Source organism: Novosphingobium sp. 550D, assembly GCF_057401885.1.
Genome location: NZ_CM171613.1, coordinates 1,370,579 through 1,385,265, shown reverse-complemented (window position 1 = coordinate 1,385,265; position 14,687 = coordinate 1,370,579). Strand labels below are relative to the sequence as shown.

The 14,687-nt window shown below is 63.7% G+C and carries 11 protein-coding genes; 10 read left to right on the top strand and 1 reads right to left on the bottom strand.

From position 1 onward, the window contains the following. Nucleotide 1: 1 nt before the first annotated feature. The 6 genes from xdhA (at nt 2) to AC2S2E_RS06535 (ending at nt 8,874) form a co-directional block, all read left to right on the top strand. The gene (gene xdhA, locus AC2S2E_RS06560; RefSeq protein ID WP_486524179.1) at nt 2-1,399 is read left to right on the top strand and encodes a xanthine dehydrogenase small subunit; all 1,398 of its coding nucleotides are present in this window, start codon (nt 2-4) and stop codon (nt 1,397-1,399) included. Next, nucleotides 1,392-3,677 carry a xanthine dehydrogenase molybdopterin binding subunit gene (gene xdhB / locus AC2S2E_RS06555; RefSeq protein ID WP_486524178.1) on the top strand — a complete coding sequence of 762 codons (2,286 nt, stop codon included), beginning with the start codon at nt 1,392-1,394 and terminating at the stop codon, nt 3,675-3,677. Before xdhA ends, xdhB begins: the two co-directional genes overlap by 8 nt. Continuing rightward, entirely contained in the window at nt 3,674-4,579 is a 906-nt protein-coding gene (gene xdhC, locus AC2S2E_RS06550) for a xanthine dehydrogenase accessory protein XdhC (RefSeq protein WP_486524177.1), read from the top strand. The genes xdhB and xdhC overlap by 4 nt, the downstream gene beginning before the upstream one ends. After that, a complete protein-coding gene (guaD, locus tag AC2S2E_RS06545) occupies nt 4,576-5,853 on the top strand; it encodes a guanine deaminase (protein ID WP_486524176.1) in 1,278 nt (425 codons plus the stop codon). The genes xdhC and guaD overlap by 4 nt, the downstream gene beginning before the upstream one ends. A gap of 9 nt (nt 5,854-5,862) precedes the next feature. Continuing rightward, nucleotides 5,863-6,873 carry an adenosine deaminase gene (locus AC2S2E_RS06540; RefSeq protein ID WP_486524175.1) on the top strand — a complete coding sequence of 337 codons (1,011 nt, stop codon included), beginning with the start codon at nt 5,863-5,865 and terminating at the stop codon, nt 6,871-6,873. A 195-nt stretch (nt 6,874-7,068) separates the two neighbouring features. Next, nucleotides 7,069-8,874, top strand: coding sequence for a DEAD/DEAH box helicase (locus tag AC2S2E_RS06535; protein ID WP_486524174.1), 1,806 nt, complete (start codon nt 7,069-7,071; stop codon nt 8,872-8,874). Nucleotides 8,875-8,956: 82 nt separating this feature from the next. Here AC2S2E_RS06535 and AC2S2E_RS06530 read toward each other — a convergent pair whose 3' ends face one another. Further along, the gene (locus tag AC2S2E_RS06530) at nt 8,957-10,246 is read right to left on the bottom strand and encodes a sugar MFS transporter (protein WP_476101179.1); all 1,290 of its coding nucleotides are present in this window, start codon (nt 10,244-10,246) and stop codon (nt 8,957-8,959) included. A 196-nt stretch (nt 10,247-10,442) separates the two neighbouring features. On the opposite strand from AC2S2E_RS06530, the gene AC2S2E_RS06525 reads away from it, so the two are divergent. The 4 genes from AC2S2E_RS06525 (at nt 10,443) to AC2S2E_RS06510 (ending at nt 14,651) form a co-directional block, all read left to right on the top strand. Next, nucleotides 10,443-11,102, top strand: a complete 660-nt coding sequence (locus AC2S2E_RS06525) for a trimeric intracellular cation channel family protein (protein ID WP_486524173.1) — start codon at nt 10,443-10,445, stop codon at nt 11,100-11,102. A gap of 40 nt (nt 11,103-11,142) precedes the next feature. Beyond that, nucleotides 11,143-13,416 carry a patatin-like protein gene (locus AC2S2E_RS06520; RefSeq protein ID WP_486524172.1) on the top strand — a complete coding sequence of 758 codons (2,274 nt, stop codon included), beginning with the start codon at nt 11,143-11,145 and terminating at the stop codon, nt 13,414-13,416. Between the two features lie 120 nt (nt 13,417-13,536). After that, a complete protein-coding gene (locus AC2S2E_RS06515) occupies nt 13,537-13,938 on the top strand; it encodes a hypothetical protein (protein WP_486524171.1) in 402 nt (133 codons plus the stop codon). After that, nucleotides 13,938-14,651, top strand: a complete 714-nt coding sequence (locus AC2S2E_RS06510) for a ParA family protein (protein ID WP_486524170.1) — start codon at nt 13,938-13,940, stop codon at nt 14,649-14,651. The genes AC2S2E_RS06515 and AC2S2E_RS06510 overlap by 1 nt, the downstream gene beginning before the upstream one ends. The last annotated feature ends 36 nt before the right edge of the window (nt 14,652-14,687 follow it).

The following is a 14,687-nucleotide window of genomic DNA, read 5'->3' as shown; positions in this document are numbered from 1 at the left end:
GATGATCCGTTTCCTTCTGGATGGTGAAGTGATCGAAATGAAGGTCGGCGCACAGGAAACCGCGCTGCATCTGATCCGCGAAAGATTGGGCCGCAAGGGCACCAAGGAAGGCTGCGGCGAAGGCGATTGCGGGGCCTGCACGGTCCTTCTGGGCGAGGCGGGGGATGATGGCGTGCAATGGCGCGCGGTCAATTCCTGCATCCTGTTTGCCCCCATGCTGGACGGCAAGGCGCTGGTCACGGTGGAAAGCCTTGGCACGCCGGACAAGCTCTGCGCGGTGCAGAGCGAAATGGTCGAACGCCATGGCAGCCAGTGCGGATTTTGCACCCCCGGCTTTATCATGAGCCTTGAAGGGCGCGCGCGTTGCGGGCTTGGCACGGTCGGGCGGCCGGTGGCCGATGTGCTGTCGGGCAATCTGTGCCGCTGCACCGGCTATGGCCCCATTTTGGCCAGTGGTGAGGCGGCAGGACCGCAGCGCCGCGAGGATGGCGATGTTCTGAACGCGCTGCGGGCGATGCAGCCGGGCGGTGGGGATTTGTGGCACGCGCCCAAAACGGGCGATGATCTTGCCGCCTTGCTGATGCAATATCCCGATGCGCGGATTGTCGCGGGGGCCACCGATGTGGGCCTGTGGGTGACCAAGCAATTGCGCGATCTGGGCCGGGTGATCTTTATCGGCGATGTGGCCGACCTGCGCGGGATCGAGGAAAGCGAAGCGGGCGTCACGCTGGGCGCGGCGGTGCGTTATTCGGATGCGTGGGATGTGCTGGCGCCGCTGCACCCGGACATGGGCGAATTGGTGCGGCGGATCGCCGGGACGCCGGTGCGCAATGCCGGCACGATCGGCGGCAATATCGCCAATGGATCGCCCATCGGCGACATGCCGCCTGCGCTGATCGCATTGGGCGCGCGGTTGACGCTGCGCCGGGGCGATGTGCGGCGCGAAATGGCGCTGGAGGATTACTTCCTCGCCTATGGCAAGCAAGACCGGCGCGAGGGCGAATTTGTCGAGGGCGTGTTTATTCCGCGTCCGGCGCCCGATGCCGTCATTGCCATCACCAAACTCTCCAAACGTTTCGACAGCGATATTTCCGCCGTGCTGGGCGCGTTTCACCTGATGCTGGATGACGGCGTGATTACCGGCGCACGCATCGCCTTTGGCGGCATGGCGGCCACGCCCAAACGCGCATTGGCCACAGAGGAAGCGCTGATCGGCCAGCCCTTTGACGAAGCCACCATCGAGGCGGCCATCCCCGTTCTGGCGCAGGATTATCAGCCCTTGACCGATGTGCGCGGTTCATCGGCCTATCGTTTGCAGGTGGCGGGGAACCTGCTGCGCCGCCTGTTCCTCGCCCACATTGGCGAAGCGGTCAGCGTGCTGGAGGTGCGCCATGGCTGAGGTGGCATCCCCCCATATCCATGACAGCGCCCGCCTGCATGTGACAGGTCATGCGACCTATATCGACGATCTGCCCGCGCCCGCCGGATTGCTGCATCTGGCCTTTGGCCTTTCGGCAAAGCCCCATGCGCGCATCCTGTCGATGGACCTGTCGGCGGTGCGTGATGCGCCCGGCGTGGTGGCGGTCTTTACCGCCGCCGATATTCCGGGCGACAACAATGTCGGCCCGCTGCGCCATGACGAACCCTTGCTGGCCGATGGAGAGGTCCATTTCGCCGCCCAGCCCTTGTTCCTTGTCGCGGCGCATAGCCATGATCAGGCCCGCCGCGCCGCGCGTCTGGGCAAGGTGGATTATGAGCCCTTGCCCGCCCATCTGACCGTGGCCGAAGCGCTGGCGGCGGATGACCACCTCGAACCGACCCAACGCATGGCGCGCGGCGATGCACAGGCCGCGCTGGCCAACAGCCCGCACCGCCTGTCGGGCAGGCTGGAAATCGGGGGACAGGAGCATTTCTACCTCGAAGGTCAGATCGCCCAGGCCATGCCGATGGAGGATGGCCAAACCCATATCTGGTCATCGACCCAGCATCCTTCGGAAATCCAGCATCTGGTCGCGCATCTTCTGGGCAAACCCAGCGCGGATGTGACGGTCGAGGCGCGGCGTCTGGGCGGCGGCTTTGGCGGCAAGGAAACGCAGGCGACCGCGCCTGCTGCCGCCTGCGCGCTGGTGGCGCTGAAGACCGGACGACCGGCCCGCCTGCGCTATGACCGCGACGATGACATGGTGCTGACGGGCAAGCGGCATGATTTCGTCATCCATTACGACGTGGGCTTTGACGATCAGGGCGTGCTGACGGCCCTCAAACTCGACCTTGCCGCACGTTGCGGGATCAGCGCGGACCTGTCGGCATCAATCAATGACCGCGCGATGTTCCATGCCGACAATGCCTATTGGCTGCCCGCGGTCGAGATCCTGAGCCACCGTTTGCGCACCAACACCGTGTCGAACACCGCCTTTCGCGGATTTGGCGGGCCACAGGGCATGATCGCCATCGAGCGCATCATGGACGATGTCGCCGCCGCCGTCGGGCGTGACCCGTTCAGCGTGCGCCGCGCCAATCTCTATGCGCCGGGGCGCGATATCACGCCCTATGGCATGCGGGTGGCCGACAATGTCGCGCCCGAACTGATGGCGGACCTCGCCGTATCGTGTGATTACGAGGCACGGCGCGAGGCGGTGGCGCAATTCAACGCCGCCCATCGCGTGCTGAAAAAAGGCATTGCCCTTACCCCCGTCAAATTCGGCATCAGTTTCACCGCTACCCACCTCAATCAGGCGGGCGCGCTGGTGCTGGTCTATGCCGATGGTTCGATCCAGTTGAACCATGGCGGGATCGAAATGGGCCAGGGCCTTTATACAAAGGTTGCGCAGGTCGTGGCCGATGTCTTTGCCGTGCCGTTAAGCCGCATCCGCATCACCGCCACGCGCACCGACAAAGTGCCCAACACCAGCGCGACGGCGGCCTCTTCGGGGTCGGATCTCAACGGCATGGCGGCCTATTACGCGGCGGTCGAAATCCGCGACCGCATGGCGCAATTCATGGCCGCGCAAAACGGAGTAGAGGCGCGCGATGTGCGCTTTACCCCCGAAGGGGTGGTGGCGGGCGATGCCGTCCTACCTTTCTCGGCTCTGGCGCGCATGGCCTATATGGGCCGGGTCAAACTGTGGGCCAGCGGGTTTTATGCCACGCCCGACATTCACTATGACCGCGCCGCGCATCAGGGCCGCCCCTTCTATTACTTCGCCTATGGCGCGGCTTGCAGCGAGGTGGTGATCGACACGCTGACGGGTGAGCATAAGGTGCTGCGCACCGATATTCTCCACGATGCGGGCCGCTCGCTCAACCCGGCCATCGATCTGGGACAGGTCGAGGGCGGGTTCATTCAGGGCATGGGCTGGCTGACGACGGAGGAACTGGTGTTCCATCCCGATGGGCGCCTCCTCTCCCACGCGCCCAGCACGTATAAAATCCCGACCGCGAGCGACCGCCCCGCCCATATGGACATCCGCCTGTGGGAACGGGGCGAGAATGTCGAACCCACCATCCACCGCTCCAAAGCCGTGGGCGAACCGCCCTTCATGCTGGCCATCAGCGTGTTTTCGGCGTTGAGCGAGGCGGTGATGGCGGTGCGCCCCGGTTTTGGCCTGCCCGCGCTGGACGCGCCCGCAACGCCCGAACGCATCCTGAACGCCATTGCAGAGCTTTCGTCGCGATGAGCGGGTGGCAGAATTTCGCCCGCAACGCGATTGTCCGCGAACCCGTTGCACTGGTCAGCGTGCTGGCCACCGAGGGGTCGGCGCCGCGCGGGCCGGGTGCGCGCATGGCGATTACGGCGGACACCATGGCGGGCACGATCGGCGGCGGGCGGCTGGAATATCAACTGGTGGCGCAGGCGCGCGCCATCCTTGCCCATCCGGCGGGCAGCTGGCGGGTGCAGGATTATCCGCTGGGGCCGTTGCTGGGCCAATGCTGCGGCGGACGGGTGCGGGTGCTGGTCGAACATCTGGAGGATGCGGCATGGTTTGACGCGCCGACGCGCACGGTGCTGGGCGATGCGAAAGTGGTGCGGGCGCCTTTGGGCCATGGCCCGGTTGCCGCCCTTTCCGCCCGCGGCCCCCTGCCCTCCCCCGGCTTTGCCTTTGCCGAGCCGGAGGATATGCCGCGCCTGCCGCTGATGCTGTTTGGCGCAGGGCACGTGGGGCGGGCGATTGCGGGGCGGATCGATGGATTGCCCCTGTCGCTTGGCTGGTATGACAGCCGCGCCGAACAGAACGCCCCCGGCGTAATGATCGCATCGGAGGCCGAACTCGTCGCCTGTGCGGGCAGCGCGGGGCCGGATCACGCGGTGCTGATCCTGACGCATGATCATGGGCTGGATTACCGGCTGACGGCGGCGGCGCTGCACTCGCGGGCGCGGTTTGTGGGGTTGATCGGATCGGCAACCAAACGGGCGCGTTTTCTGGCGCGGTTGCGCGGTGATGGGGTGGACACCTCGCGCCTCACTTGCCCCATCGGCGTGCCGGGCATCACAGGCAAGGAACCGGACGTCATCGCCATCGCCGTTCTGGCGCAATTGCTGACCTTGCCCTTGGCCGCCAGCATGGAGCAGGCGGCATGATCCATGCTTTTCGCGGCGAAATCCTGAGTGTGCCGCAGGACCCGGCCAGCCACCCGGATGCGGTGCAGCATTATCCCGACGGGCTTCTGGTGGTCGAGGATGGGCTGGTGGTGGCGTTGGGCCATTATGCAGATCTGGCCGACAGGTTTGCCGATGTTGAGACTGAGACTCTGGCGGGCCTGATCGTCCCCGGTTTTGTCGACACGCACATCCATTACCCCCAGACCAGCCGCATCGCCGCCCATGGCGAGCAATTGCTGAGCTGGCTGGAGCAGCATATTTTCCCGGCGGAAAAGGCCTTTGCAACCCGCGCCCATGCGGATGAAGTGGCGGCCTTCTTCCTCGACGAATTGCTGCGCAATGGCACGACAAGCGCGCTGGTCTTTGCCACCGTGCATGAGGGCAGCGTGGACGCCCTGTTCGAGGCTGCTTTGGCGCGCAATATGCGGATCATCTCGGGCAAAGTGTTGATGGACCTTGGCCCCGAAGGGCTGTGCGATACGCCCGAAACGGCGCGTGGGCAAAGCGAGGCGCTGATCGCGCGGTGGCGGGGGCGCGGGCGGCTCGGCTATGCGGTGACGCCGCGCTTTGCGCTGACATCCAGCGATGCGCAACTGGCGGTGGCGGGCGAGATGCTGGCCGCGCATGGCGATATTCTGATGCATACGCATATGGCCGAAAACCAAGGCGAATGCGCCGCCGTGCTGGGCCGGTTTCCCGATGCGGCGCATTATATCGATGCCTATGACCGGTTCGGGCTGGTAGGTTCGCGATCGCTGTTCGCCCATTGCATCCATATGAATGATGCCGCCATGGGCCGTATGGGTGATGCGGGCAGCGCCATATCCTTTTGCCCGACCAGCAATCTGTTTCTGGGTTCGGGCCTGTTCGACCTGTCCCATGCCGACCGTTTCGATGTAAAGGTGGGCATGGGCACCGATGTCGGCGCGGGCACCAACTTTTCCATGCTCTCGACCCAGGGCGAGGCGTATAAGGTGTGCCAGATGCGCGGGAGCGTGCTGGACCCGTTCCGGGCGCTCTATCTGGCCACAGCCGGAGGGGCGCGGGCGCTGGGCCTGTCGGACCGGATCGGTGGGCTTCAGGTGGGACAGGAGGCCGACTTCATCGTACTGGATGACGCGGCAACGCCGCTGCTGGCGCTGCGCACACGGGGGGTGCCTTTGGCCGAAAGGCTGTTTGCGATGCAAATCCTTGGCGACGACCGCACCGTGGCGCACACGTATATTGCTGGCATCCTTGCCCATTCGCGATAGGATAGAGGCATGACTTCCCTCGACCAATTCATCACCGCCATCCCCAAGGCCGAACTCCACCTGCATATCGAAGGCAGCCTTGAGCCGGAGTTGATGTTCGAGCTTGCCCGCCGCAACAAAGTGGCCATCCCCTTTGCCAGCGTCGAGGAAGTGCGCGCCGCCTATCAGTTTTCGAACCTTCAGGACTTTCTCGACATCTATTATGCCGGGGCGCAGGTCTTGCAGACCGAGCAGGACTTCCACGATCTGGCCTTGGCCTATTTCACCCGCGCGCGGGCCGATGGGGTGCGCCATGCGGAAATCTTTTTCGACCCGCAAACCCATACCGACCGCGGCATTCCCTTTGACGTGGTGATGCAGGGGCTGCTGTCGGGCATGAAACAGGCCGAGGGCATGGGCGTGAGTTGCAAGCTCATCCTGTGTTTCCTGCGCCATCTGGACGAGGAGGCGGCCTTTGCCACATGGCACAGCGCCGAAAAGTGGCTGGACCATATTGCCGGGGTGGGCCTCGATTCGTCCGAAGTCGGCCACCCGCCCAGCAAATTCGCCCGCGTCTTTGCCGCCGCCGGGGACGCCGGGCTGAAACGCGTCGCCCATGCCGGTGAAGAAGGCCCGCCCGCCTATGTTTACGAAGCGCTCGACCTGTTGAAGGTGGACCGACTCGACCATGGCAACCGGTCGCTCGAAGATGCCGCGCTGACCGCCCGTCTGGCCAAGGAAGGCATGGTGCTGACCGTATGCCCGCTGTCCAATCTCAAGCTTTGCGTGGTGCGCGATCTGGTCGATCATCCGATTGACCGGATGCTGGACCTTGGCCTTGCCGCGACGATCAATTCGGACGATCCGGCCTATTTCGGCGGCTATGTGGCCGAAAATTACCGCGCGGTGGCGCATGCACGCAACCTTGGCAAAGCGCAGATCGTGCAACTGGCACGAAACAGCTTTACCGGATCATTCCTGAGCGAAAGCGACATTGCCACCCATCTGGCGACAATCGAGGAATTTGCGCGCCAAAACTAGGTTTTGTGCCAAACAGGACCGCTCGACTCGGCCTATCCCGAAAAAAGAACAAGCCAAACGGCAATTTTCCCGCTATGGGCGCGCCATAGGACGGGCTGCTGGCTTTTGCCGCGCCCCATTTCGGCCCTTGGTCGGCCCTGTTACCGATTGACCCCATTCCTCCTGTCCCATCGGGACAGAGCCACAAGAGATTGCATGACTGAATCAACCCTTCCCGCCACGCTCGCCCCCTGTATCCTCCGCGCCATCGAGGCCCAAGGCTATACTTCGCTGACCGAAGTCCAGTCGCAGGTCATCACGGAGGAAGCGGATGGCCGCGACCTCATCGTTTCGGCGCAGACCGGATCGGGCAAGACCGTGGCCTTTGGCCTGGCCATGGCCAAGGACCTGCTTGATGGCGGCGACATGCTGCCCCACGCGCGCGACCCGCTTGCGCTGATCATCGCCCCCACGCGCGAACTGGCGCTTCAGGTCAGCCGCGAACTGACCTGGCTCTATGCACAGGCCGGCGCCCGCATCGTCACCTGCGTCGGGGGCATGGACCCCGTCAAGGAACGCCGCCAGCTCAACATGGGCGCCCATATCGTTGTGGGTACGCCGGGCCGTCTGCGCGACCATCTGGAACGCGGCGCGTTCGACCTGTCGGGTCTGAAGGCCATCGTTCTGGACGAAGCGGACGAAATGCTCGACATGGGCTTCCGCGAGGATCTGGAACAGATTCTGGAAGCCACCCCGGAAAGCCGCCGCACGCTGCTGTTCTCGGCCACGATGCCGGGTCAGATCGTCGCGCTGGCCCGCCGTTATCAGCGTGACGCGCTGCGCATTTCGACGGTTGGCGAAAACCGCGGCCATGGCGATATCGCCTATCAGGTCTGCACGGTTGCGCCCGCCGACATCGAACATGCCGTGGTCAACCTGCTGCGTTTCCACGAAGCCGACACCGCGATCCTGTTCTGCGCCACGCGTGACAATGTGCGCCACCTGCACGCCACGCTGGTCGAACGCGGTTTTGCCGCCGTCGCCCTGTCGGGTGAGCATAGTCAGAACGAGCGCAACAACGCGCTTCAGGCTTTGCGCGACCGCCGCGCCCGCGTTTGCGTGGCCACCGACGTTGCCGCGCGCGGTATCGACCTTCCCAACCTGACGCTGGTGGTTCACGTGGAAATTCCGCGCGATGCCGAAACGCTTCAGCACCGTTCGGGCCGTACCGGCCGTGCGGGCAAGAAGGGCACCGCGGTTCTCATCGTTCCTTTCCCGCGCCGTCGCCGGGTGGAAATGATGCTGCGCGGTGCGCGTATCGAAGCGGCATGGACCGACGTGCCCAGCCCCGAATCGATCCGCGCCGCCGACCGTCAGCGTATGCTCGACAAGCTGCTGGCCCCGGTTGAGTCCGAGGATGACGCAGAAGATCTGGCCATCGCCGAAGAACTGCTGAGCCAGCGCAGCCCGCAGGATCTGGCCATGGCGCTGGTGCGGGCGCATCGCGCCTCGCTGCCCCAGCCCGAAGAGCTGATCGCTTCGGCCCCGGAAAACATCCGTCAGGCGCATCACCGCGCCGGTTTCGAGGATGTGGCATGGTTCCGTCTGGACATTGGCCGTCATCAGAACGCCGATCCGCGCTGGCTGCTGCCTTTGCTGTGCCGTCGTGGCCATGTGACGCGCGGCGAAATCGGGGCGATCCGCATCGGTCCCAACGAATCCTTTGTGCAGATCCCGCGCAATCTGGCCGAACGCTTTGGCAATGCCGTGGCGCGCACCGCCGTTCCGGGCAGCGACGATGAGTCCGGCGTCAACATCGAGCCCAGCGCCACCGGCCCGCGTGAACAGGCCCGCGAACATCGCAAGGGTCGCCATGCTCCCGGCGCGCGCCGTCCTCCGCACAGCGAAGGTCACGCCCAGCATCCCAATGGCGTCAAGCCCTATCGCCCCAAGCCCGCCGGCGGCAGCGGCCGTGGCGGCTTTGGCGGCGGCTTCAAGAAGGGCCCGCGCGGTCGCGATTGAGCCGGGATAGGCCCATGAAAAAGGGCGGCGGAACCAACCCGGTTCCGCCGCCCTTTTTGTATGCCCCGATGGGGCGGAGGGTTTAACCCTCCGCAGCCACCGAAGGATGACGCGTGAACCAGCCGAAATAGGCAATCACGGCATAACAAATCGCGGGCAGAGCCAGCGACAGGGCAAGGCTGCCCATGCCATCGGCAATCGCACCCGTGGCCAGAGGAACCACCGCGCCGCCAAAAATGGCGATGTTGATGATGCCCGAACCATCGGCGGCCTTGGGCCCCAGACCTTCGCAAGCGAGGCTGAAAATGGTGGGGAACATGATTGAGTTCATCAGACCGATCAGCAGCAGGCTGTAGGCCGCGACATGGCCCGACGTGTTGGTCGAAATCAGGATCAGCGCAATCGCGCCAATCGCGTTAAAGGCCAGCACTTTGCCCGGCGACACCATGCGCAGCACGGCCGAACCGACAAAACGGCCCACCAGCGCGCCTGCCCAGTAATAGGGGATGTAATTACCGGCCGCCGCATCATCGAGACCCATCACGCTGGGTTGTTTCAGATAGTTGACGATCAGCGAGCCGATCGACACTTCCGCGCCGACGTAAAGGAAGATGCAGAGCGCGCCCAGACCAAAGCGCTTTTCCGAGAGGAGCGCAAAGCCAGAGGCGAGCGAGGTCTTCTCATGCTTTTCACCCTTGAGGCGATTGCGGTTGAACCACACGACCGCCGCCACCAGCGCCAGCGCCGCGGCAAGAGCCGTATAGGTGTTCACCACGGTTTGGGTTTCGGCCATGCGATAGGCGTCCAGCGCCGGGCCGACCAGTTCCTCGGCCTTCACATCTTTCAGACGGCCAAGGATCAAAGGCGCGCCCACCAGCGGGAAGATCACCGTGCCAAGGCTGTTGAAAGCCTGCGCAAAGGTCAGACGGCTATGCGCGGTCTTGGCGGGGCCAAGCAAGGAAATCAGCGGGTTGGTGACAACCTGCACCACCACCACGCCGCTGGCCAGCACGAAGAGCGCGGCAAGGAAGAGCGCATAGGTCGCGCTTTGCGAAGCCGGGATGAACAGCAGGCAGCCCACCATCATGGTCAGCAGCCCCGCCACCGCGCCGCGCATATAGCCGATCCGTTTCACCAGCGCCGCCCCCGGCAGGCCGATCAGCGCATAGGCGGTGAAGAAGCAGAACTGCACCAGCATCGCCTGGGTATAATTCAGCGTGAACAGGTCCTTCAGCTTGGGGATGATCACGTCATTGAGACTGGTGATCCCGCCAAAGATGAAGAACAGCGCCATCACGAACAGGCGCAGTTCGGGGGCGTCAATATTCTGGCCCGCCTGCGCGTCGCCATTTGTGTTTGGAGCCAAAGCCATGGGATAGATCCCCCTCCTCTCATACCTCTATGCGCCTGCCGTTTTCGGCAGATCCCGTTGCAGACATGGCGCAAGCTGAAGCATTTGCCCATAGGCGCCAGACGCTCCTTGCACTCGGCAATTGCGACAACGCTGTCAAGTTCTGTCTGATACGCATACGCTTGCATATTCGCCCCTCTTGACCAAAAAGCGATGAATGGTGCCCGCAACCCTCTCTGTTCAGCCCGTAGTAGAGGCTTCGGCCTGGGTCATGCCCGTTCTGGGGCCTTGGCTGGACATGGCCGCGACGGCGGTTTTTGCCATATCGGGGGCGCTGGCGGCGGCGCGGATGCGCAAGACATTGGTCACTTTCATGTTCTTTGGCGCGATCACCGGGGTGGGCGGGGGCACGTTGCGCGATCTGTTGATCGGGGCGCCGGTGTTCTGGATGCATCGCTCCGCGCCGATTGCAATCTGCCTTGGCGCGGCGCTGGTGGTGTGGTTCACCCCGCGCCGGATCTGGCCGGAACAGGCGTTGGAATGGTTCGACGGGATTGGGCTGGCGGCGTACAGCGTGTTTGGCGCGGCCAAGGCGCTGTCCTTTGGCATTCCGCCCTTGCCCGCCGCGATCATGGGGGTGGTGACGGCCTGTATGGGCGGGATTTTCCGCGATATGCTGGCGGGGGTTCCCTCAATCGTGCTGCGGCCAGAGATTTATGTAACGGCGGCCGCGCTGGCTGCGGGGGGCTATGTCACGCTGATCAGTCTGGGGCTGCATGACGGCATGGCCATGGCGGCGGGTTTTATGGGCGGGCTGATCCTGCGTTTTGCGGCCATTCGCTGGCAATTGGGGCTTCCGGCCTATCGCGATATTTAGACGCTTGCCTGCACGCTCTATTGGGCGCAAACAGTAACCTATGCGGCACAAAGAGCTTCGTCTCGCTCTGGTCTGTTACGGCGGGATCAGCCTTGCGGTTTACATGCATGGCGTGACCAAGGAAGTGTGGAAACTGGCCCGTGCCAGCCGGTTTCGCGACAATCCCGACCTGCTCTTGCCCAGTGAAAAGATCTATGCCGACCTGCTCGACCTCTTGGCGCAGCGCAGCGGAACGAGGCTGTCGGTTCTGCCCGATATTGTCGCGGGGGCCAGCGCGGGGGGGCTCAATGGCGTGTTTCTGGCCCAGGCCATTCACAGCGGTCAATCGCTTGAGCCATTGACCCGGTTGTGGCTGGATCGGGCCGATATTGATTGCCTGCTCGATCCCGATGATCGCGGCTGGACCGGATTTGCCAAACAATGGGCGGTGCCGTTGGTGCGCATGTTGTTGACGCGCACATCGCCGGTTTCGGCAACATCAAGCGATATTGACGCCGAAATCCGTGCCAAGCTCAACCGCCTTGTCCGGTCGCGATGGTTCGATGCGCCCTTTTCCGGCATCGGCTTTTCCCGCCTGATCGCCGAGGCGCTGGATGCCATGGCACAGGGGGCATGCGGTGCGCCCTTGTTGCCCAAGGGCCACCCGCTCGACCTGTTCACCACGGCCACCGATTATGCGGGCCACCCCGAAAAGGTCGCATTGCACAGCCCGCCTTGGGTCGAAGAACGCGAACATCGCGTCGATATCAGCTTTCGCGCACACGCGGGTGAAGGCCATCTTGCCGCCCTGCCCGAACTGGTCTTTGCCGCACGCGCATCGGCCAGCTTTCCCGGTGCTTTCCCGCCTCTGCTGCCCGTGGAAATCGACCGCCTGATGGTGGAACGGCAAGAGGAATGGACCGGGCGCAGCGCCTTTCTCGCCCGCGTCCTGCCCGCGCATTTTACCGCCGGGACGGAGAATGAGGCCGCGTTGATGGATGGCTCAATTCTGGTCAACGCCCCCTTTGCACAGGCGATTGCCGCCCTGCCATCCCGCCCGGCAGAACGCGAAGTGGATCGCCGCCTGCTCTATATCGACCCGACGCAAAATACGCCCGCCACATTGCGCCCGTCGGGCGCGCCGGGTTTTTTCAGCGTCATTTTCCGCGCCATTTCCACCATCCCGCGCGAACAACCGATCCGCGACAATCTGGAAGCTCTGGCCCGGCAATCCGAGGATATGGCCCGCGTGCGTCAGATCATGGCCGCGATCCAGCCAGAGGTTGAGGATTCGGTGCGCATGGCGTTGGGGGCAGATGTTCTCAACACCTGTCCCGACGGGATGCAGATGGCCGCGTGGCGCCATGCATCCCATCATGCCGCCATGGATCAGGCCGGATTTGCCTATCAGGCCTATGCGCGGATGAAGCTGGAAATCACGCTGGATGCTCTGGCCGATGTTCTGGCGCACGATGGCACGGGACGTGATGATACAAGGCGTGACGCGATCCGCGCGGCGCTGGGCCGCTGGGCACAGGCCAATTTGCGGCCAAGGGGCACCGATGGTCAGGCGATATCGAGCGAGATGCTGGCGTTTTTGCGCAGCCATGATGCCGGATTTCGCCTGCGCCGGATGCGCCACCTGATCCGCCGGTTGGAGGAAGCGCGCGAGGAATTGTCCGATGTGCCCGCCCACCACCATGACACCGCCCGCGACGCGGCATGGCAGGGGCTGTCCCTCGCGCTCAGCACCGGGCCGGTGGCGCCCGCGATCCCCGAACGCGTGCTGTCCTATCCGGGCGAAGTGCTGCGCGATATGGCGGCGCCGGGGACATTGCCGCATATGGACGGGCGCATCGACGCCATTCTGGTCGAGGCGATCCGCCATGTTCCGGCCTCGCTGGGGCGGGTGATGCTGCTGGCCTATCTGGGCTTTGCCTTTTACGATGTGGCGACATTGACCCTGACGCGCGGCATGGGCGAGGCGGAGATGAACCCGGTCAAGATCGACCGCATATCCCCCCGCGACGTGCCCGGCGGCACGCCCGACATCGGCCTGTCACGCCGGTTAAAGGGCGAGGAGTTTCACCATTTCGCCGCCTTTTTCAGCCGCGCCTATCGTGAACATGATTACCTGATGGGGCGGTTGCATGGCGCATCGCGCATGGTCGATCTGTTGACATCCACCGCGCCGGGCGTGTTGACGCCCGATGATTGCAATCGATTCGTCCAGAATATGCTGCACACCATTCTGGACGAAGAATCGGACAAACTGATGGCCGATTCGCAGTTAATCGTTAATCTGCGCCATGGGATCGGGAATCGCCATCATTAAGGAATTGAGAGCCCAAAAAGCCCGTTTTCCTAAGAATCTGCGCCCTGAAACAAACGAAACTTAGTGTTTGTTAACCATTTGCATGCAGGATTATAGGTGAACAAACCTAGGGGTCTATGCATGCGTAAGGACGTCGCCAATCTGCTGGCCAAATTGGGCAAGCGGGAATTCCATTATCAGGAATTTGCCGATCGCTTCAGCGACGTGGAATTGTGGCCCCTGTTTGAAACGCTGATCAATGATCCGCGCATTCTGACCGCGCCTCCGGCCGAAGACAATGGCGAAGCTCTGGTGACGGCCAATGCGCCCGCCCCGGTTGCCGTTGCCGCGCCCAAGCCGGTCGCCCCCGCCGCCCCCGTTGAACCGGCCGCCGAACAGGTGCCCGCGCCCGCGCCCTCCACGGCCAAGGACCTGAGCAATCTGTTTGCCCGTTACGGCGGCCAGAATGCCGATGAAGCCCCCGGTGATGTCCACGCCTTGCTGCAAAAGCTGGCCCAGCAAATCGAACAAGGAAAGCTCTGATGCCGCTGATCCTCTGTCATTCGCCCAAGGGCGGCGTCGGCACGACCTTTGTGGCCGCCCACCTTGCCATGGCTCTGGCCGATATGGGCCTGCGTACCAAGGCGGTCGACATGACCCGCCAGGACAGCCTCAAGCTGTATTTCGGGATCAAGCCGATCAACGCCATTCCCGACCTGCATGCATCGGACAGTGAACGCCTGCTGATCGGCGGCGTTTCTCTGCGTCAGGGCTATCGTGCGGCGCATGACCCTTCGTTTGCCGATGCGCTGGACAATGGCGACCTGCCTTTTACGCCCGACACCTATGTGGTGGCCGATATTGCCAGCGACGACAGCGCGCTGCGTGACCAACTGCTGCCCCATGCCGCGCTGATGGTGGTGCCGGTTTCGCCCACGGGCCTCGGCCTTGCCTCGTTGACGCAGGTGATGCCCGGTACGCCGCTGATCGATCTGGATTACACCGCCTTTGTCATCAACCGGCTGGATGAAACCCGCCGCTTTGCCCGCAACGCGCACAGCTTCCTGCGCGAACTGCTGGGCGGCAAGTTGATCGGGTCGATCCTTGAGGACGAATCGGTCAACGAGGCCGTCGCCATGGGCAAGCTGCTGCCCGCCCAATCGGCCGCCAGCGGCGCGATGGCCGACATGCGCAAACTGGCCAAAACCATCGTCAGCGTCTGCGCCCCCCATCAGGCAGAGGAAGAAGCTGCGTGATCGACATCGCCCCTAAATTGACCCGTTGGGCCGGAT

Coding starts and splice junctions, on each gene's coding strand:
- xdhA (WP_486524179.1), top strand. CDS start 2: ATGATCCGTTTCCTTCTGGATGGTGAAGTGATCGAAATGAAGGTCGGC.
- xdhB (WP_486524178.1), top strand. CDS start 1,392: ATGGCTGAGGTGGCATCCCCCCATATCCATGACAGCGCCCGCCTGCAT.
- xdhC (WP_486524177.1), top strand. CDS start 3,674: ATGAGCGGGTGGCAGAATTTCGCCCGCAACGCGATTGTCCGCGAACCC.
- guaD (WP_486524176.1), top strand. CDS start 4,576: ATGATCCATGCTTTTCGCGGCGAAATCCTGAGTGTGCCGCAGGACCCG.
- AC2S2E_RS06540 (WP_486524175.1), top strand. CDS start 5,863: ATGACTTCCCTCGACCAATTCATCACCGCCATCCCCAAGGCCGAACTC.
- AC2S2E_RS06535 (WP_486524174.1), top strand. CDS start 7,069: ATGACTGAATCAACCCTTCCCGCCACGCTCGCCCCCTGTATCCTCCGC.
- AC2S2E_RS06530 (WP_476101179.1), bottom strand. CDS start 10,246: ATGGCTTTGGCTCCAAACACAAATGGCGACGCGCAGGCGGGCCAGAAT.
- AC2S2E_RS06525 (WP_486524173.1), top strand. CDS start 10,443: ATGGTGCCCGCAACCCTCTCTGTTCAGCCCGTAGTAGAGGCTTCGGCC.
- AC2S2E_RS06520 (WP_486524172.1), top strand. CDS start 11,143: ATGCGGCACAAAGAGCTTCGTCTCGCTCTGGTCTGTTACGGCGGGATC.
- AC2S2E_RS06515 (WP_486524171.1), top strand. CDS start 13,537: ATGCGTAAGGACGTCGCCAATCTGCTGGCCAAATTGGGCAAGCGGGAA.
- AC2S2E_RS06510 (WP_486524170.1), top strand. CDS start 13,938: ATGCCGCTGATCCTCTGTCATTCGCCCAAGGGCGGCGTCGGCACGACC.